This window comes from Colwellia sp. E150_009, from assembly GCF_053543955.1.
The window spans coordinates 21,521-42,492 of sequence record NZ_JBHFOM010000004.1; the positions used below are offsets into that span (position 1 = coordinate 21,521).

At 38.6% G+C, this 20,972-nt stretch carries 15 protein-coding genes; 8 read left to right on the top strand and 7 right to left on the bottom strand.

Annotated elements, in window-relative coordinates:
* Positions 1 to 36: 36 nt before the first annotated feature.
* The 5 genes from ACE1OF_RS02935 to ACE1OF_RS02955 form a co-directional block, all read right to left on the bottom strand.
* Positions 37 to 2,691, bottom strand: a complete 2,655-nt coding sequence (locus ACE1OF_RS02935) for a family 16 glycosylhydrolase (protein WP_448892649.1) — start codon at positions 2,689 to 2,691, stop codon at positions 37 to 39.
* A gap of 308 nt (positions 2,692 to 2,999) precedes the next feature.
* Positions 3,000 to 3,836, bottom strand: a complete 837-nt coding sequence (locus tag ACE1OF_RS02940) for a LytR/AlgR family response regulator transcription factor (RefSeq protein WP_448892650.1) — start codon at positions 3,834 to 3,836, stop codon at positions 3,000 to 3,002.
* Complete coding sequence (locus tag ACE1OF_RS02945; protein ID WP_448892651.1) at positions 3,836 to 4,954, bottom strand: sensor histidine kinase; 1,119 nt, start codon at positions 4,952 to 4,954, stop codon at positions 3,836 to 3,838. Before ACE1OF_RS02945 ends, ACE1OF_RS02940 begins: the two co-directional genes overlap by 1 nt.
* Before the next feature lie 283 nt (positions 4,955 to 5,237).
* Positions 5,238 to 6,632 (bottom strand): MFS transporter, encoded by a 1,395-nt coding sequence (locus tag ACE1OF_RS02950; RefSeq protein WP_448892652.1) that lies wholly within the window; start codon positions 6,630 to 6,632, stop codon positions 5,238 to 5,240.
* 116 nt (positions 6,633 to 6,748) lie between these two features.
* Positions 6,749 to 8,086: an SLC13 family permease gene (locus ACE1OF_RS02955; RefSeq protein WP_448892654.1), complete on the bottom strand. Its 1,338-nt coding sequence runs from the start codon at positions 8,084 to 8,086 to the stop codon at positions 6,749 to 6,751.
* A 161-nt stretch (positions 8,087 to 8,247) separates the two neighbouring features.
* Between ACE1OF_RS02955 and uvrA the strand changes: the two genes are divergently transcribed.
* The 5 genes from uvrA (at position 8,248) to ACE1OF_RS02980 (ending at position 15,394) form a co-directional block, all read left to right on the top strand.
* On the top strand, positions 8,248 to 11,073 hold the full coding sequence (gene uvrA / locus ACE1OF_RS02960; protein WP_448892656.1) for an excinuclease ABC subunit UvrA: 2,826 nt from the start codon (positions 8,248 to 8,250) through the stop codon (positions 11,071 to 11,073).
* A 214-nt stretch (positions 11,074 to 11,287) separates the two neighbouring features.
* Positions 11,288 to 11,827 (top strand): GNAT family N-acetyltransferase, encoded by a 540-nt coding sequence (locus ACE1OF_RS02965; protein WP_448892657.1) that lies wholly within the window; start codon positions 11,288 to 11,290, stop codon positions 11,825 to 11,827.
* An 83-nt stretch (positions 11,828 to 11,910) separates the two neighbouring features.
* The gene (locus ACE1OF_RS02970) at positions 11,911 to 12,522 is read left to right on the top strand and encodes a fused MFS/spermidine synthase (protein WP_448892659.1); all 612 of its coding nucleotides are present in this window, start codon (positions 11,911 to 11,913) and stop codon (positions 12,520 to 12,522) included.
* Entirely contained in the window at positions 12,515 to 13,411 is an 897-nt protein-coding gene (locus tag ACE1OF_RS02975) for a spermidine synthase (RefSeq protein WP_448892660.1), read from the top strand. Before ACE1OF_RS02970 ends, ACE1OF_RS02975 begins: the two co-directional genes overlap by 8 nt.
* Positions 13,412 to 13,498: 87 nt before the next feature.
* On the top strand, positions 13,499 to 15,394 hold the full coding sequence (locus tag ACE1OF_RS02980) for a propionyl-CoA synthetase (RefSeq protein ID WP_448892662.1): 1,896 nt from the start codon (positions 13,499 to 13,501) through the stop codon (positions 15,392 to 15,394).
* Positions 15,395 to 15,438: 44 nt separating this feature from the next.
* Here the strand turns inward: ACE1OF_RS02980 and rluF are convergent, their stop codons facing one another.
* Entirely contained in the window at positions 15,439 to 16,185 is a 747-nt protein-coding gene (gene rluF / locus ACE1OF_RS02985; RefSeq protein ID WP_448892664.1) for a 23S rRNA pseudouridine(2604) synthase RluF, read from the bottom strand.
* A gap of 79 nt (positions 16,186 to 16,264) precedes the next feature.
* On the opposite strand from rluF, the gene ACE1OF_RS02990 reads away from it, so the two are divergent.
* Complete coding sequence (locus ACE1OF_RS02990) at positions 16,265 to 16,996, top strand: glycerophosphodiester phosphodiesterase (RefSeq protein WP_448892665.1); 732 nt, start codon at positions 16,265 to 16,267, stop codon at positions 16,994 to 16,996.
* Here the strand turns inward: ACE1OF_RS02990 and hutI are convergent.
* On the bottom strand, positions 16,993 to 18,258 hold the full coding sequence (gene hutI / locus ACE1OF_RS02995; RefSeq protein ID WP_448892667.1) for an imidazolonepropionase: 1,266 nt from the start codon (positions 18,256 to 18,258) through the stop codon (positions 16,993 to 16,995). The genes ACE1OF_RS02990 and hutI overlap by 4 nt on opposite strands.
* 156 nt (positions 18,259 to 18,414) lie before the next feature.
* On the opposite strand from hutI, the gene hutC reads away from it, so the two are divergent.
* Positions 18,415 to 19,149 (top strand): histidine utilization repressor, encoded by a 735-nt coding sequence (hutC, locus tag ACE1OF_RS03000; protein ID WP_448892668.1) that lies wholly within the window; start codon positions 18,415 to 18,417, stop codon positions 19,147 to 19,149.
* A gap of 128 nt (positions 19,150 to 19,277) precedes the next feature.
* The gene (hutU, locus tag ACE1OF_RS03005; protein WP_448892858.1) at positions 19,278 to 20,948 is read left to right on the top strand and encodes a urocanate hydratase; all 1,671 of its coding nucleotides are present in this window, start codon (positions 19,278 to 19,280) and stop codon (positions 20,946 to 20,948) included.
* Positions 20,949 to 20,972: the final 24 nt, after the last annotated feature.

Genomic DNA, 20,972 nt, shown 5'->3' on the forward strand with positions numbered 1-20,972 from the left:
TATATTTTGTACCGCACAACATTTTAATCGACGAGATTATTGAGCTGTTATCGCAACATTATCAATACGATAGACAGCACCTTCACCCGTTCCCCAAGCAGGGAAAAACATTAATACATCTATGCCGCTGATATCTAACCCTGCATCAAATAGTGTTTGTAGTGGAAATGTGTATGTTTGCCATTCACCAACAACAGGGTCTACACCTTCTATACTTTTATTTAAGGCAAGCTCTGCAAAAGTACTTGCGTCATTTGCTTCTATTTTAAATAACCATGCAGCTGAGGCATCGTTTGGAGGGGTAATAACTTTAAGGTCAAATTTCACTACACCGTTAACTAAAATGGCTGAAGCATCAACAAATACACCATCTTCAGCAAAAAGTCCCACTACTGTCGGCTGTGCACCAATAATATATTCAGCAGTCATGCCATGATCAGTATCATCATTTTCAAGGGTTGGTGTTGAACCAGCACAACAGTCCCACATTGACCAACCTGTAGCCGGTGCATCGGCCAATAGCACATCATTATCTACTGATGAGGCGGTTGGATCATAAATTTTCACGTTGTCTACACGATAAATTGCGCCATCGCCAGCCCCCCAAGCAGGGAAAATCATCAAGACATCAATTGCACTTACATCTAAACCGGCATTGGCTAAATCAGATAAATTAAAGGTGTATGTTTGCCATTGGTCAACTGCAGGTGTCATACCTTCTACACTGTCAGTTAAAGGAAGTTCCGCAAAGCTTGCTGCATCATCGGCTTCAACTTTAAATACCCACGCCGCATCGCCAGGCATTGCCGTTACTTTCATGTCAAACTGAATAACACCATTAGACAGTATTGCAGATGCATCAAATGGCGTAGGGGTTTCCGTGTTCGCTTCACGAGAGATAAAGCCCATAACGGTTGGGTTATCACCAATTGAAAATTCAGCGACATTGCCATGTCCATCATCATCTAATTCAACTGTTGGAGTAGAGTCACCACAACAATCCCACATTGGCCAACTTGAGTTTTCATCATCAGTAAAGACGACTAATTCAGGAGAACCACCAACGTCACCCGCAATCGTTATATTCGCTATTAAATATTGTGCACCTTCACCAGTACCCCAAGCAGGAAATATCATCACAACATCAATAGCACTTAAGTCTAAGCCTGCTTCTTGTAGAACTGATAGTGGAAATGTATAGGTTTGCCATTCACCAGCAACGGGTTCAACACCTTCTAAGCTCGAAGATAAATTTACATCACCAGTATTAGTTCCCCCTTCGCCAGCTTCTACTTTAAGTATCCATGCACTTGCAGCAGGTGGAGCAGTGACAACTTTCATTTCAAATGATAATGTACCGTTAAGATCTACTAAAGGCGATGCATCAAATGGTGTTGATGCACCAGTAAATTCATCAGGAAAGTGGGCACTTCTGGTACTAAAACCTAACACAGTGCCATTATTGTCATTAATATTAAATGCAACAACATCACCTTTATCCGCATCGTCAATTATTGCAGGTGAAGTGCCACCACAACAATCCCATGCAGTCCAACTAGCATTTAACGCTCCGTCAAATATTGATAAGTTTTTAGCGATACCATCACTAGGTGGAGCTGGCACTGGTGCCTGCCCCTCGACAAGCGCATCTTCTAAACTGTCGTAACCGGCTCTTACCGTTTCACAACCTTTACCTGTCTCTAGATTTTGCTGACATTGATAAACACGCACGTAGTCAACTTCAAATTTGTTGTCCGCATTAAAAACAGCAGCATCAACGCCTAATTCATTAGTGTTTTCTGGCCAATCTCCGCCAACAGCAAAGTTTAGAATTAAGTAAAATTCTTTGTCATATGGGGCATTATCCCAATGCGTTGTGAGTTCACCAGTAAATTGGTCATAATATTCAGTGAACCAACCTTGATGTGCTAAACCAACAGCTTGTTCTTTACTGTTGTAACGCACTTCTGATTGACGTTGTGTTGCATATAAATAGTTATCCATATACCAACGTATTTCACCCTCTTGCCACTCTATAGCGTAAGTATGAAAATCATCAGCAGGGTTAGCGCCACTTGCGTGGTGATAAGCTTTGCCAGAATGAGCATTGTCAGGCCAGCTTTTGCCGTAATGAAGCGTGCCGTAAATATTGTTTTCTGATGTACCATCTTCCCTAGCAGCACCTAAGTTTACCGATTCAAAAATATCTATTTCACCAGAACGTGGCCATTCTCCATATTCTTCATCTGTTGGCATCATCCAAAATGCTGGCCAACTGCCTTGTCCAGAGGGAACTTTCGCTCGCATTTCTATACGACCGTATTTAAAATCAGCTTTATATCGAGTTACCATTCGGGCTGATGTGTAAGGTAGTGCAGCGCCTTCTTCGGCAGGTAAAGCAACAATATTTAACATACCGTCTTGTACATAAGAGTTTTCAGTACTGTCGGTATAACATTGCTTCTCTTGATTACCACCACCGTCACAATTGACTTCATGAGCCCATTTTCTGGCATCAATTACCGTCCCATCAAATTCATCACTCCAGATCAACTGCCAATCACTAACGGGTAGTTGTGGATCTATTTTACTTGGGTCAGTGTTTGTTTCAGCACCTCCCCCACACCCTAGCAATGACACCGCTGAAACTAACACACAAAACTGTGTAATATTTTTTGCAACTTTCATCATAATTTGATTTCCAAGTCTCTAACTATTATCGGTATTTCGATTCATTGTTACTTTGTAATTGTTATAACAATCAATGATTCGAACGATAGTTAAATAGATATACGTTAGCTGTTTGCAAACTGTATAAGCTATCCCCTAGTATCATCTTGTGACAAGGATGAAAGCGTTACAACGCAAATGCGGCATCAGGTGTCATTAACGCGGCATGGGTGTTTTTTACCCAGATAACACGACAAAGCGAGACAAAAACGCGCCAACCCGAATTATCAGTGTTTTAAGTCACAATTTAGTAATAAAATTAATTGTTACTATAACTGTTTTGATTCGATTAACTTTTGAATGGCAGAACTAAAATTACGGCTCACTTTTAACTGAATATCATCGCCCAACGTTAAAATACTTTCACTATTTCGAAGGGCGCGAATACTGTTAATACAGTTGATATTGACTAAGGTCGATTTGTGAATACGAATAAACACACGTTCATCTAACTGAGTAGCTAGCTTTTTCATGGTTATACGTACGATGTGGGTTTCTTTGTCGGTATGAACACACATGTAATCACCGGCAGCATCAATCCAGCGGATATTGTTAACAGGTAAAAATACCTTTTCATTATCACTGTTTTTAATAACCAGTTCTTGGCAATAAGACATAGGTAATGGAGAATCAGTTTCAAGCCAATTTTCTAATTCTGAAATGGCAATACCTGACGATTCTCCCAATGCTTGCAGCAGTTTACATTTTTCTTTGTCATTCATTGGGTTTTCAGGAGTATGTTTTTCTAAAAGTCGTTCAACCGTTTTTTTTAAACGCCCTAAATTAGCGGGTTTCAATACGTAATCAATGGCATTTAATTCAAACGCATCAAGCGCATACTCTCCATAAGCACTAACAAAAACGATCATAGGCAGAATGTCTGACTGCAGCGCTTGTACAACTTCAATACCATTTAATCCGGGCAAACGTAGATCAAGAAACAAAACATCAGGACACAACTCGTGGCATAACGCGATGGCTTGATCACCATCACTGGCCTCTGCAATCACATTAATTTCAGGTATTTTTTCAAGGCGTAATCGTAAACCTTCAAGCGCAAGGGGCTCATCATCAACAATAATGGCAGTTAAAATTTGTTCACTCATTATAAATTCTCAAAAGGTACAGAGATGGTCACAGTGGTTCCTTGTTGTTCGTTATCGCTAATACTAATTTCATAATCTCCATTAAACATAGCATCTAATCGGGCTTTAGTATTGCTCATGCCAATACCAAAACCAGTGCTAACGGTATTACTTTGCCCGTCACCATTGTCAATAACATGTAAAATGAGTCGATTTAATTTTTTTTGCGCAGTGATAGTAATATTGCCAGCCTCTTTTCTGGGTTCTATGGCATATTTAATCGAGTTTTCCACTAAAGGTTGCAACAACATGCTCGGCACCTGACAATTGAGGACTTCATCATTAATGTTCATCTGTACGTTTAGCCTATTAGCAAATCTCACTTTTTCAATGGAAAGATAAAGCTCAAGTAACTCAAGTTCTTTCTTAAAACTTGTTTTACTTTTAGCATTATTGTCTAAGGAATAACGAAAGAACTCACATAGTTTATCTAGCATTTCATTGGCTTTATCATTCTCATTTTTATAAATCAGCGTTGAAATAGCGTTCATGGTATTAAACATAAAATGTGGATTTAATTGATATCTGAGCATTTGCAACTGAGCATCTTTCGCCAACGTTTGCGCTCTCAATAACATTTCATGTTCTTTTTGTAGTTTCATGTTGTACAACATGATGAAAAAAATTGCTGTCCAAACAAACATAGTAGTGAGTGAAAATAACAACCAGCCGCCAAACTCCAACATATTCCATGACTCATTCCAATGTTGATGATGCACAATGACTTTAAACGAGCTCATTTTGATCGTGTTATATAGTAAGCCAAGTATCGCGGCTGAAAAAAAACTGAAGAAAAGCGTTTTATTCAAAGGTAAATGAACAATGCGTTGAATAAGTCGCCACTGTAAATAAGATAAGAAGAAACCACTCATTGTTTCTACAATAAGGTTTATTATTTGTCCAGAAAGATTAAAATTTGGATCATCGAATTGCGGCTGGATAATGGCTAAGAAAACAATAAAAGCATAACCAAGCCAACCAGCTATTTGCAAGGTCCAAAATTGATGACTTTGTTTTGAAAACGCGTGTGATTCTATTAAAAGAGAGCTTTCTACGTTAGCGCCATCCATACCATTCATCGTATTAATCCCACATAGGTTAGTAATATTGCCATAACCTTGAGTAAATTCAAATCTATTGACTATATATTAAATGATTAAATCACGGCTGATTTTGCGCCAAAGCGTGCCTATTTTGAGATAACTCATACAACAGTATGGGATGAGTATTAAGTGAAGAGTATTTTTTGAAAAGGTAGAAAAATCTCTAAGGCAATTAGTCTGATAAATAACGTCAACCCAAATTCACCAAGCCTTTTCAAAAGATATTATCAATATGATAGTTTACAAAACCATTACTCCATCAAGTATGTAATAAAGCTTTAATAGACTGTAAATCTACATTTTTTTCATCAACTTTTAGATAAGCAACAACATGGTTATTTTCTAACTCGTTATTACTTGTATCTTCTTGAACCAGAGTTGCTTCTATAATACCAGGCATATTAATCAGCAGTTCAGACACTTCTTCAACTCGTTCTGCTGTATGGATATTAGTGCTAAAACTAAAACTTTTCGATTTTTTTAACTTTTGCATGCCAAAACTTAGTATCAGCCACATTAAGCTTATGAATGCCATCACTAAAAAGATACTGTGCTCACCCAAACGACTAGCAACAAAGCCACCAATAATACCACCAGCAAACGCACCTAAGAATTGACTCGTTGAATAAATCCCCATCACACTTCCTTTTACCCCAGCAGGCGCAATGCGTGATAAAATAGACGGCATTGTTGCTTCTAAATAGTTAAATGCTGTAAAAAACAACACCACCGAAAATATCAAACTGCCCAAGCCTGTCGGCAATAACCATAAAAAAAACAAAGCTAAACTCAATAATGCCACAGCACCACTAAACATCGGCTTTTCTTGCTGTTTTTTCATGGCAATGATCATAAAAGGTACCATCAAAAAGAATGATCCCAATAAAGTAGGTAAGTACAACTGCCAATGGTTTTCTAACGCTAACCCACTGGCAACAAACTGTTTTGGCAAGGTAATAAAACAAGCCGTTAATGCCATATGTAAAACAAATACACCCGCGTTTAAGCGCGCTAATTGCGGATGACGAATAAGCTTAACGACTTGCTTTGGCAAAGCCACGTTATCACCACGAGGCGCTTTACTAACTGAATAAGGAACAACGAATTGAATTAACAGCATTGCAATAATGGTTAATAAAGCAGTAAACCAAAAGAGTCCACTTAAACCAAATGCATCGGCAACAATCGGTCCTAAAATCATAGCCAAGGTAAAAGATAAACCAATGAACATTCCTATGGTTGCCATTACTTTTGGCCTTTGCTCTTCGCGGCTTAAATCGGCTGCTAATGCTAAAATAGCACTGGCAATAGCGCCCATACCTTGAATAGCTCGACCAATAACAACACCATAAATACTGGTAGAAAGGGCAGCAACCACACTACCAATAAGAAAAACCACTAACCCTGCTAATATCACAGGTTTTCGTCCATATCTATCAGATAATATTCCCATTGGTATTTGTAATAATGCTTGTGTTAAACCGTACGCACCAATGGCAAGACCCAACCATAAAGGGCTATAACCCGCTAATTGTTCACCATAAAGAGCAAACACAGGCAAAATCATAAATAACCCTAACATACGCACACCAAAAACACTGGCCAGTGAGAATGCCGCTTTTTTCTCAATACGATTTAAACCTGAAACACTCATGAAAACATTTACCTAATAGAAATAATGGAGAAATTGAAAACGGGTAGAATTCGGGTGTAGTTTAGCACGCTATTATCAACAAAAAAAACATCCCGAAACATCAAAGCTCAAACAAGCTAAATTAATATGGCAGCAATACTCGCAATAACGACAGAGAATATGATATTAAGCAAGAAACCTGCACGCATCATCTCTTTTTGTGGAATAAAACCAGAAGAGAAAACAATAGCATTAGGCGGTGTTGCTACTGGCAACATAAAAGCACAAGATGCACAAAACGCAATGACAACCACAATAACTACGGGTGGTAAGTTTAAATCAACCGCTACAGACATAAATAACGGTACCAGTAATGCGGCACTAGCAGTATTACTGACAAGCTCAGTTAAAAATATCACAAATAAGCAAACAATTATTAATAACAACCACGTATGATTAACAGGCAAATTACTACTAATGAGATTAGCCAACCACATACTGGCACCAGAGGCTTTTAGCACAGCACTTAAAGTTAAGCCGCCACCAAATAATAGTAAAATTCCCCAATTCGTTTTTTCAACAAAATCATCAAAGGGTAAACATTTTGAGCCTGTTAACATGACAATGGCTAAAACAGCCAGCATTGAATCAAACCCAGAGCTAATACCGAAGGCCTCAGATAAAGGCGAGCTGAATATCCAGCCTAAAGCAGTAAAAACAAAAATAATAATCACGGCATTTCGTTGCCAGTGGTAATCAATAGTATTGAGTGTAAAAGTAATGGAACGAGAAAAGGTAGGTCTAATGGTAAAGTATAAAAGAATAATCATTAATGGAAATAATATAGCAAACATGGGGATACCCCAACGTAACCAATCAGAAAAACTTAACCCTACTGCCGAAGCCGCTATGGCATTAGGCGGGCTTCCAATAAGTGTTACCATACCGCCTAAATTTCCTGAATACGCTAAACCTAATAAAACAAAAATATATAATTTTGGATTTTCAGTCACGCTCTGCCTTGATAACAACCCCAAGGCAATTGGCAACATTAACGCAATGGTAGCCGTGTTACTGATCCACATAGAAAGTATGGCCGTTGCTAAAAATAATAATAAAATAGCAATTAAGGGGCGCCCGCCTGCTAACGATAACATTTTCAAGGCAAACAGCTGATCTAAGCCATACTTTTGTAAACTTGCAGCCAGTGCAAAACCTCCCATAAACAGAAAAATAACAGGGCTAGCAAAATTCTCAAAAGCCTCTGACGCAGGTAATAAGCCACTACCTAAAGCCATGACTGGAATTAACAAAGCGGTAGTACTAATAGGTAGTGCTTGAGATATCCATAACCAGGCAACTGTCACAAATATAGCCATACCTTGCTGCACTTGAGGCTCTGCATCAATAAATAAAAGAGCAGCAGCAAAAAATATAGCCGCCAACAATAAGTTAATTATATTTTTTGTAAGCAAGTTGACGCCTTTAGAAACAATAATTTACTCATTAATATTTGAGTAAAAATAAAAAGTTAATTGATTATATTATAAATAAAAGAGTTTAATAACTGAACATCATTTTTTCTTTATGGCATAATACGCGGCTGTGGTTTTGCCAATGGATTAATAGACAAAAAATGAAAAATATTGACGTCAGAGGGGCACGTACCCATAACTTAAAAAATATTAGTTTAACGATCCCTCGCGATAAACTAGTGGTGATAACTGGCCTTTCAGGCTCAGGAAAGTCATCACTGGCTTTTGATACCTTATATGCAGAAGGGCAACGTCGCTACGTTGAATCGTTATCTGCTTACGCACGCCAATTCTTATCATTAATGGAAAAACCTGATGTTGACCACATTGAAGGGTTGTCACCAGCTATCTCTATTGAACAAAAATCGACGTCTCATAATCCACGTTCAACCGTGGGTACTATTACCGAAATTTACGATTATTTACGGTTGTTATATGCACGTGTAGGCGAACCTCGTTGCCCTACCCATCATCAACCGTTAGCCGCCCAAACAATCTCTCAAATGGTTGATAACGTACTAGCCCTTGAAGAAGGCACTAAAGTCATGTTGTTAGCGCCAGTACTGCAAGATCGTAAAGGCGAACACGTGAAATTGCTCGACAACTTAGCCGCACAAGGCTTTATTCGCGCTCGTATTGACGGTGAAGTATGTGATTTATCTGATCCACCACCGTTAGAATTGCATAAAAAACATACCATAGAGGTTGTTGTTGATCGTTTAAAAGTACGCCCTGATATTCAATTACGTTTATCTGAATCATTCGAAACTACGCTAGGATTAACCGCTGGCACAGCAAAAATTGCTTTTATGGATGAGCCCAATAGAGAAGAGTTAATTTTTTCTGCTAACTTTGCTTGCCCGCATTGTGGTTATAGTATGCAAGAATTAGAGCCTCGACTTTTTTCATTTAACAACCCTGCCGGTGCTTGTCAAACCTGTGATGGCTTAGGCATAGAACAATTTTTTGATAGTAACCGTATTATTGCTAACGACGAGCTTAGCCTTGCCGGCGGCGCAATTCGCGGTTGGGACAAACGAAACTTTTATTATTTCCAAATGCTACAAGCCCTTGCTGAACATTATAAATTTGCTGTGGATATGCCATTTAAAGATTTAAGTGAAGAAGCACGTAAAGTCGTACTTTATGGCAGTGGGAAAAAAGAAATTGAATTCAAATACATGAATGACCGAGGGGATGTTGTACTACGTAAACACCCATTCGAAGGCATCATTAATAATATGCAGCGCCGTTACAAAGAAACGGAATCAAATGCTGTACGAGACGAGCTTGCCAAGTACTTAAATAGTCAACATTGTCCTGACTGTAATGGTAGCCGTTTACGTTTAGAAGCACGTAATGTTTTCATCGATGACACCCCACTGACAACGGTAGCTGAGCTTGCCATTGCAGATGCCCTTGAATTCTTCCAAGGATTAAAATTAACGGGACAAAAAGCCCAAGTGGCCGAAAAGATTTTAAAAGAAATCAATGAACGTTTGGGCTTTTTGGTCAATGTTGGCTTGAATTATTTAAATTTATCTCGGGGTGCAAATACCCTCTCTGGTGGTGAAGCTCAGCGTATTCGTTTAGCAAGCCAAATTGGTGCTGGTTTAGTTGGTGTAATGTACGTATTAGATGAACCCTCTATAGGTTTACATCAACGCGACAATGAACGTTTGTTAAATACGCTAATCCATTTACGTGATTTAGGTAATACAGTTATTGTGGTTGAACACGATGAAGATGCTATTCGCGCAGCCGATTTTGTTATTGATATTGGCCCTGGTGCTGGGGTGCATGGTGGTGAAATTATTGCTCAAGGTACCATAAATGACATTCTAGCATGTAAAGACTCACTTACAGGAAAGTACCTGTCTGGCGTAGAGTCTATCGAAATACCCAAAAAACGTCATCCATTTGATAAAAACAATGTGGTTGAGCTACTTGGTGCCAGCGGTAATAATCTGAAAAATGTAGACTTAGTTATTCCTAACGGCTTAATGACCTGTATAACGGGTGTTTCAGGTTCAGGTAAATCAACGCTCATAAATGATACCTTATATAAGCTCGCCCACATCGAACTTAATGGCGCGACCCTTGATGAGCCTTCGCCTTATAAATCTATTTCAGGTTTAGAGCATCTTGATAAAGTAATCGATATTGATCAAAGCCCAATTGGTAGAACACCGCGCTCTAACCCTGCCACTTATACTGGTATATTTACTGCTATTCGCGATATTTTTGCAGCAACACAAGAAGCACGGTCACGGGGTTATAAACCAGGACGTTTTAGTTTTAATGTAAAAGGCGGTCGTTGTGAAGCCTGTCAAGGTGATGGCTTAATCAAAGTAGAAATGCACTTTTTACCTGATGTGTATGTACCTTGCGATGTATGTAAAAGTAAACGCTACAACCGCGAAACGTTAGAAGTATTATACAAAGGCAAAAATATTCATGAAACATTAGATATGACAATAGAAGATGCTTTTGAATTCTTTAATGCCATTCCTGCGGTAAAACGCAAACTGCAAACGTTACTTGATGTGGGTTTAGGTTATATAAAGCTAGGGCAGTCAGCAACAACTCTTTCAGGTGGTGAAGCACAACGGGTAAAACTGTCTAAAGAACTGTCAAAACGTGATACGGGCAAAACATTATATATTTTAGATGAACCTACCACTGGGTTACACTTTCATGATATTAAGCAATTATTACACGTTATTCATCGTTTACGTGATCAAGGTAATACCTTAGTTGTGATTGAGCACAACTTGGATGTAATCAAAACTGCTGATTGGATAATTGATTTAGGCCCAGAAGGTGGTTCAGGCGGTGGAGAAATACTGGTCGCTGGCACACCTGAACAAGTGGCACAACATGAAAGTTCACATACTGCCCGCTTTTTAAAACCCTTACTCAAGTAAACTAACAGCCTAATAGACACAAACAAACTGATATTAAGAGCGATGAAAGAGAGGAAATTATCCTCTCTTTTATTTTATACAACGCTGTTATATTGCTTTATCGTGTAACTCACTGAAAAACCCTCTATGGTATGTATAAGCGGTTAACTCATTTGCCATTGATCACTAGAATCTTAATGCATTACAATAAAAATCAAAATACCTGAGTTTACTAATGATGATTCAAAATTCAAAACGACTAAGTTATCGCCTAATGGGCGAAGAAGATGCACATGCGTTATGGTCTATAGACCAAGACCCTGAAGTTATGCATTTTCTTAATGGTGGAACACCCAGCAGTATGGAAAGTATTCATGAGGTTTTTTTACCGCGCATGCAAGCTTATAGAGATCCGGTAAAAGGCTTTGGCATTTGGCAAGTTTCTGACAAAGAAACAACAGAATATCTTGGCTGGATATTAATTCGGCCAATGGCTTTTTTTACCGACGAACCTGATTTTAACGATTTAGAGCTAGGTTGGCGCTTCTTCAAAAAAGCTTGGGGAAAAGGTTATGCAACGGAAGCAGCAATGGCGATAAAAGATGGTATTGCTACGCAAGCAGGTAGCCAATATGTTTCGGCTTTAGCAGTAGAAGATAATCTTGGTTCAATTGCTGTCATGAAAAAAATGGGCATGCAGTTTGTTAAAAAATACGATCATAAAGACCCTATTGGTGACTTTGTCGCCGTACACTACCAAATGAAGGTTAAATAGCTTATTCTGCAGACCGGTACACAATAATAAGGACTAAACTTCTGAAGACTACAAATAACACCCCCCAAAAAAACTACCCCAATATGTTTATATACTTGCTCGCTTTTACAAGTGGTTTTTGTATTATGGGGATCGAGTTATTAGGTGGTAGAATTCTCGCCCCTTTTTTTGGCAGTTCTGTGCATATCTGGGGCAGTATTATTACCGTTTTCATGCTGAGCCTATCTTTAGGGTACTTACTGGGTGGAAAATTATCTACGCGCTCAGCATCATTAGCAATTTACGGACTTATCTTCTTATTTGCCGCCATCACTATTTTACCTATAGCCTTGTTTGGTCAGTGGTTAATGGAAGCGGTATTTCTCACTATTGAAGACTCTCGTTATGGGTCTTTAGTCGCATCAATGATATTATTTTTTATTCCTACCGTCATTCTAGGTATGTTATCGCCCTACTCTGTTCGCTTATTGGTTAAAAACTCAAGAGAAAGTGGACAAGTCGCAGGTAAACTTTACTTTATCTCAACCTTAGGCAGCGCATTAGGTACGATTATGACTTCTTTCTATTTAATTTTATGGTTTGATATTAATATTATTGTTTTCAGCTTTAGCGGTTTACTTGCCTGTTTAGGAATATGCGCTATTGTTATTCACAAGTCACAGCAATTAGCGAGCTTGGAGCCTAGCCATGTTTAAAGTTTTTGCTATCATTTTATCATGCATATTGCTAACTATGTCATTAGCTTACGCTGATATTATCCATCAAGAACGTTCGCTTTACCGCAATATTTTAGTGGAAGATAACGACGATTTACGTTGTCTAAAATTTAATGTTAAAAGTAATAAAACTCAACAAAGTTGTTACCTTAAAAGTCAACCTCAGCAATTAGTGTTCAATTATACTAAGTTACTCATGGCAAGCTTATTAGTTAACCCTGAACCACAACGAATTTTAATTATTGGTCTTGGCGGCGGCACTATGTCAAATACGTTAGCTTCACTTTATCCAGAAAGTGAAATAGATAATGTTGAAATAGATCCTGCGGTGATTAAAGTCGCACGAGAGTATTTTGAATTTTTTGAAAATGAAAAGGTAAAAACCTATGCACAAGATGGTCGCATTTTTATCAAACGCGCTTTAATGAAAAAACACACCTATGACTGGATAATTCTTGACGCTTTTAATGGTGATTATATTCCAGAGCATTTAATAACCAAAGAATTTTTGACCGAAGCAAAAGGCTTATTAACAGACAACGGCATATTGAGTGCAAACACTTTTTCACTGAGTAAATTATATGCTCATGAGTCGGCTACTTATAAGTCGGTATTTGGTCATTTTTATCAAGTTGCCAATAAAACCAATTCAAATCGAATTATTCTAGCGAGTAAAAATGGTTTAAGCGACGCCCCCATTTTTGAAAGTATTGTCGACAAACTTGATGAAAAACTCTCTTTTTATAATGTCGATATCAGATTGCTGTATCAGAATATGGTCAACACTAAAAACAAACAAGATTGGCCAGAAAGCACACGTATACTTACCGACCAATTTTCACCCGCTAATTTATTAAATGTAAAATAGCACTAAAATTAGCCAAAGGTCTAATTGGTTTATTTTGTCGACACTTTTATAGTGTCAGTATGAATTACAACTTATTAAGGGCATCTCATGAGCTTTACAGACCAACAAAAAGAGGCAGTCAATTCAACTAAAACCTACTGGAACAAGCAAGCTAAGCTTGTTTCTTGGTTTAAAGACCCCAAAACAACATTGTCGACAAATGATAATGGCTGGACAGATTGGTTTGCCGATGGTGAACTAAATACTAGCTATCTTGCACTTGATTATCACATTGAGCAGGGGCGCGGTGAACAAGTTGCACTCATTTATGATTCTCCTGTCACTAATACAAAACAAACATTCACTTATATTGAATTAACTGAGCTAGTTGCAAAATTTGCCGATGTGCTGCAAAAGCAACACGTAGAAAAAGGCGATCGTGTACTTATTTATATGCCCATGATCCCACAAGCCGCAATAGCAATGTTAGCATGTGCAAGAATAGGCGCCATTCACTCAGTGGTTTTCGGCGGTTTTGCAGCAAAAGAGCTTGCTATTCGTATCAACGATGCTGAACCCAAAGTGGTGGTTAGTGCAAGTTGCGGTATTGAAATTGAAAAAGTTATTCCTTATAAACCCTTACTTGATGATGCAATCGAGTTAGCAAAGCATAAACCAAATAGTTGTATTATTTACCAAAGAGAACAATTAAGTGCGCCAATGAATAGTGATAGAGACTATAATTGGCAAATATTAATGGATAGCGCCAAAGGTATTGCACCAGTCAAACTTAAAAGTACTGATCCACTTTATATTCTATATACTTCTGGCACAACAGGTAAACCCAAAGGTGTGGTAAGAGACAATGGCGGTCATGCAGTTGCCATGCTTTACAGTATGAAAAATATCTATGGTATGAAAGCAGGTGATACATTCTGGGCAGCATCAGATGTTGGTTGGGTAGTAGGCCACTCTTATATTGTGTATGCTCCACTAATGGCAGGTTGTAGCACTATTTTATATGAAGGTAAACCTATCAAAACACCTGATGCTGGTGCATTTTGGCGAGCATGTGAAGAGTACAAAGTCAACGCACTGTTTAGTGCCCCTACTGCATTTCGTGCAATTGCCAAAGAAGATCCTGATGGCTTATTAATGAAAGATTATGACTTATCTTCTTTGAAACGTTTATACCTTGCTGGAGAGCGTCTAGACCCAGCAACTTACCATTGGTTAAGCGAAAAATCACAACTACCCGTTATTGATCATTGGTGGCAAACAGAAACGGGTTGGGCAATTGCCAGTACACCGTTTACTGACGAAAATTGCACTGAATTAATGCCGACAAAAGCAGGCTCTGCTGGCTTCCCTGTACCCGGTTTCAATGTTGAAATATTAGATGCTTACGGTAAAGCTTTACCAGCAAACCATCAAGGAACCGTTGCTATTAAATTACCAATGCCTCCAGGTTGTTTAGCAACCATTTATCAAGATGAAGAGCGTTTTAAATCTAGCTATTTATCAACTCATCCTGGCTATTATGTTACAGGTGATGGCGGTTATATTGATGATGCTGGTTACTTATTCATTATGGGTCGAACTGATGACGTTATTAATGTAGCAGGACATCGTTTATCCACAGGTGAGATGGAAGAAGTCTTATCAGGCCATAGCGCTGTTGCTGAATGTGCTGTTATTGGTATTAACGATACATTAAAAGGTCAAGTGCCTTTTGGTTTAGTAGTCATTAAAAATGGCATAACTGAAAGTGATGAAAGTTTGATCGCAGATTTAAAAGGTAAAGTCCGTGCAGAAATTGGCGCTATTGCTTCGTTAAAAGGGTTAATTATTGTTGAACGCTTACCTAAAACACGTTCAGGAAAAATATTACGTAAAACGTTACGACAAATGATCGATGGTCAACATATTGATATACCATCAACCATTGATGATCCACAAGTATTAGCGGAATTAACCCCAAGACTAACGGGTATCACTAGCTAGTACGTCTTAGCTAGAATAATCCGCGTAAGCCGCGAGATAATGATTTAACTCGCGGTTTTGCTTGAACCAGCCACAGCGGCATTGATCTCATCCATTTCGGCTTGTGTTAGGTCTCGCCACTGTCCTGGTTTTAAATTACCTAACTCAACATTCATGATACGTGAGCGTTTAAGCTTTTTAACCTCATAATCTAAGTATTCACACATACGTCGAATTTGTCGATTCAGTCCTTGAGTTAAAATAATGGTAAAAACAAAGCGGCTTTTTGCTCGAACAATACATGGCTTAGTTATTGTTCCCAAAATAGGAACTCCGCGAGACATACGCTCAATAAAGCGTTCACTAATGGGTTTATCTACCGTAACAATATATTCTTTATCATGTGAATTTTCTGCACGCAAAATTTTATTCACAATATCACCATCACTGGTGAGAAAAATTAACCCCTCAGACGGTTTATCTAAACGCCCAATCGGAAATATGCGTTCTTTATGACCAATGGCATCAATAATATTACCGCGTACATGGCTTTCAGTAGTACAGGTAATACCTATCGGTTTGTTGTATGCAATATAAATACGATCAGACTTATTGGTTGGCATAGATGCTATTATTTTACCGTCCACTTTAACTACATCGCCTGCTTGCACCTTAGTACCTAATTCTGGCACTTGATCATTAATCGTTACGCGATTCGCTTCAATTAATTTATCTGCGCCACGGCGAGAGCAAAAGCCCGATTCACTGATGTATTTATTTAAACGTTTAGTGCTAGTTGGGTTGTTGGTCATAAAAATAATATGAGTGCATTTAGTTTGTTTAGCATTATACTCAAAACAACGATTAATGTATCAACCATAGTAGAACATTATGTTAATTTTTGCCCATCGTGGTGCCAGTGGTGTTGAACCAGAAAATACTTTACGCGCAATTCAATCAGCAATTAATACCGAAGTCGATGGTATTGAGATAGATATTTATGAAGCCGACAATACCTTATTTGTTATTCATGATCGCTGGTTACATCATACTACTTCAGGAATAGGCCAAATAAGTCAGCATAACGTTGACTACTTGCGTAGCCTAGATGCAGGCTTAGGTGAAACGATTCCAACACTTGATGAAGTATTAGCGCTTATTGCAGGAAAATGTATGCTCAATATAGAGTTAAAAGGCATTAACAATCTCGATTTATTATTTTCTTGTCTTGATCAGGCTATCAAGACATCAGTATTAACGGTTAATGACATTTTACTTTCCTCATTTAATCATCGTTTGCTTTATAACATAAAACAACAAAGAAGCGAGTTTGCCATTGGTGCGCTCACCTCATGTTACCCCTTAGATTATGCAAGATTTGCCGAACAACTCAATGCCTATTCTGTTCATTTGGATGTAAATTTTATCAGTATGAATTTTGTTGAAGATGCGCATCATCGCGGACTAAAAGTATTTGTTTATACTGTGGATGAACTAGAAGATATTAAAACCATGAAAGCGTTAGGGGTAGATGGTATTTTTACTAACTTCCCTACCACCGCTAAATGCCATATTGCGCATTTATCTCCAACACATTTATCTTCAAACAATAGCGAAAACTAGATCACCTGTTTACCCTTTTGTATTAAAGCACTAAGCGGATTAACACCAAACTGATAACAAAGCTCTGCTGGTTGGCTGATATTCCATAATGCCATATCAGCATCATACCCAACGGCTAGTTGACCTTTTGTTTTAGACAAACCTAGTGCTTTGGCAGCATTACACGTGACACCTGCTAAGGCTTCACTAGGGGTTAATTTAAACAAGGTACACGCCATATTTAACATGAGTTGAATTGAACAAATGGGCGAAGTTCCCGGATTAACATCTGTTGCTATTGCCATTGCTACGCCTGCTTTACGTAATTGTTCTATAGGAGGTAATTGCGTTTCACGTAAAAAGTAAAAAGCGCCTGGCAACAATACAGCTGTCATCTCTGCATCACTCATTGCTGTAACACCAGCTTCGGTTAAAAACTCAATATGATCACTCGATAAGGCTTGATATTTAGCTGCTAGCTCGGTTCCTCCTAAAGCGGATAACTGCTCTGCATGTACTTTTATTGCTAAGCCATGTTTTTTAGCCGCAATAAATACCCGTTCAGTTTGCTCAATATTAAAACCCACGTTTTCACAAAACACATCAACCGTATCTGCTAAATTCTCTTCAACAATAACGGGGATCATGTCATTACACACTAAATCTATATAACCATCAGCGTCGTCTTTATACTCTGTTGGTAAGGCATGAGCACCAAGAAAAGTTCGCTTTATCGTTATAGGAAGTTCATCAGCAAGTTTACCTGCTACTTTCAGCATTTTCACTTCGTTAATAAGATCTAAACCATAACCTGATTTAATTTCAATCGTAGTTACCCCCTGTTGATGAAGTGACGTTAATCTTGTTAAGGCGCTAGCTAACAATTCTTCTTCTGTCGCTAATCTAGTGGCATTGACACTAGATACAATTCCACCACCAGCCAGGGCAATTTCTTGATAACTTTTCCCTTGTAAGCGCATTTCAAATTCATTAGCACGATTGCCACCGTATACAAGATGAGTATGGCAATCAATCAAGCCAGGCGTTAACCATTTCCCCTGTCCATCAATTATATCTACTTCATTTTCATCATAGCTAGGCAAGTCAACTTCCTTGCCTAACCAAGCAATTTTTCCATCACAAATAGCTAATGCTGCATCCAAAATCTCACCATAGTTTTTACTGTTATTGCCCATGGTGGCGACATTGACGTTAAGCCAAAGTGTTTGCCATTGGTGTGAATAATGTTCTGCCTGATGTTCTAAAGTTTGCTGGGAGATCATAACCATTTACCAAGAATTTTATAATATTGATTGTCTATAACTGTAACTGAGAAATGGTGATTTATCAATAGTTGTATATACAACTATTGCATTCAGAATAAAACTATGAGAACGTATATGCAATCTGATCTCTATTTACAATAAATTGGCTACAACATGACCGAGACTATGTTATCCCCTCCTAAGAAATCTGCTAAATATAGTGTTATTAAAAAGCATATTTGCCAACAAATAGAATCGGGGCAATGGCCACAACATTATAAAGTACCTTCAGAAAATGAACTAACACAACAGTTTGATGTAAGTCGTATGACGGCTCGTCGGGCACTACAAGAATTAACCGAACAAGGTATTCTTGTACGCGCACAAGGCTCAGGTACTTTTGTATCAACATTTAAATCACAATCTTCATTATTAGAAATTCGTAATATTAGCGATGAGATTAACGAACGTGGGCATAAACATCATGCTCAGCAAATTAGCCTTGAAACCATGGTCGTTAATGAAGAAGTCGCCATTTTATTGAATTTAAAAAATCATAAAAATGCTTTTTACTCACAAGTACTGCATTTTGAAAATGATCAACCTATTCAATTAGAACAGCGATATGTTAATGCAGCCTTGGTTCCTGACTATTTATTGCAAGATTTTACTAAAATAACCCCTCACGAGTACTTATCTGCTGTTGCACCATTAACCGAAGCGACACATGAAATTGAGGCAGTTTTAGCTACCGATGATGTTTGTCAATTGCTCGATATAAATCACAATACCCCTTGTTTACAAGTTAAACGCCGAACGTGGTCAAGCAAGGGGGTGGTGAGTTTAGCTATTTTAACAGCCCCCGGTAATAAATACCGTTTAGGTACTCATCTTAAAATTAACAAATAATATTCGTATTACAAAATTACACTGCAAATAGTTCAAACTACAATATCTAACAATCCTAAGTAGATTGAACTATTGTTCGACAAAAAGGAAACACAATGACAACTCATGTAACAAATGCCAACCAAAATATAGATCCTCGCCTTGATACATCAAGAGTTATTCGTGCCGATCGGGGTACTAAAATAACAACAAAAAGTTGGTTAACCGAAGCAGCAAAACGTATGTTTATGAACAACCTAGATCCTGATGTTGCCGAGCATCCGCAGTCACTAGTTGTTTATGGTGGTATTGGTCGAGCAGCACGAAACTGGGCCTGTTACGACAAAATTATTGAGGTTCTTAACCGCCTTGAAAATGATGAAACCTTAATGGTGCAATCAGGTAAACCCGTTGGCGTATTCAAAACACACGAAAACGCCCCTCGTATCTTAATTGCTAACTCAAACCTAGTACCCAACTGGGCTAACTGGGAACATTTTAATGAGTTAGATAAAAAAGGCCTTATGATGTACGGCCAAATGACAGCTGGTTCTTGGATTTACATAGGTTCACAAGGTATTGTACAAGGCACATACGAAACGTTTGTTGCCATGGCTAAGCAACATTTTGCTGGTGATGCAAAAGGTAAATGGGTGCTTACGGGGGGGTTAGGCGGTATGGGTGGTGCACAACCACTTGCAGCTACCATGGCTGGTTTCTCAGCTTTAGTGGTTGAATGTGATGAAACACGAATAGATTTTCGTATTAACACTCGCTATGTTGATAAAAAAGCAAAAACATTAGACGAAGCATTAACCATCATCAACACCGCTAATGAAAAAGGTGAAGCGATTTCGGTTGGTCTATTAGGCAATGCTGCTGATGTTTTTCCTGAATTAGTTAAACGCGGTATTACACCAGATGTTGTTACCGACCAAACCTCTGCTCACGACCCTTTAAATGGTTACTTACCGCTGGGCTGGAGTATGGAATACGCCGCTAAAATGCGTCTAAAAGATGAAGCTGCTGTGGTAAAAGCGGCTAAAAAATCAATGGCAGTACAAGTTAAAGCCATGCTTGATTTACAAGCTGCAGGCGCTGCAACGACAGATTATGGCAATAACATACGCCAAATGGCCTTAGATGAAGGAATAAGCAACGCATTTGATTTTCCAGGTTTTGTACCCGCATATGTTCGCCCTTTATTCTGCGAAGGTATTGGGCCATTTCGTTGGGTTGCCCTATCTGGTGACCCCGAAGATATTTATAAAACCGACGCAAAAGTTAAAGAGCTTATACCAGATAATCCGCACCTACATAATTGGTTAGATATGGCGCGTGAACGTATCGCCTTTCAAGGTCTACCTGCACGTATTTGTTGGGTTGGTTTAAAAGACCGTGCTCGCTTAGCCTTAGCATTCAACGAAATGGTTAAAACAGGTGAACTTTCAGCACCTGTAGTTATCGGCCGCGATCATTTAGATTCAGGCTCAGTTGCATCACCTAATCGTGAAACTGAAAGTATGCTAGATGGCTCTGATGCTGTATCCGACTGGCCATTACTGAACGCATTACTTTCTACGTCTGGAGGCGCCACTTGGGTTAGCTTACATCATGGCGGGGGCGTTGGTATGGGGTTTAGTCAGCATTCTGGCGTGGTAATAGTAGCCGATGGTACTGACGAAGCTGCCACACGTTTGGGCCGAGTATTATGGAATGACCCCGCAACAGGTGTAATGCGCCATGCCGATGCAGGCTACGACATAGCAATAAACTGTGCCAAAGAACAAAATTTAGATTTACCGATGATAACTAAATAGCACCCTATTTATTAACATCAGTTC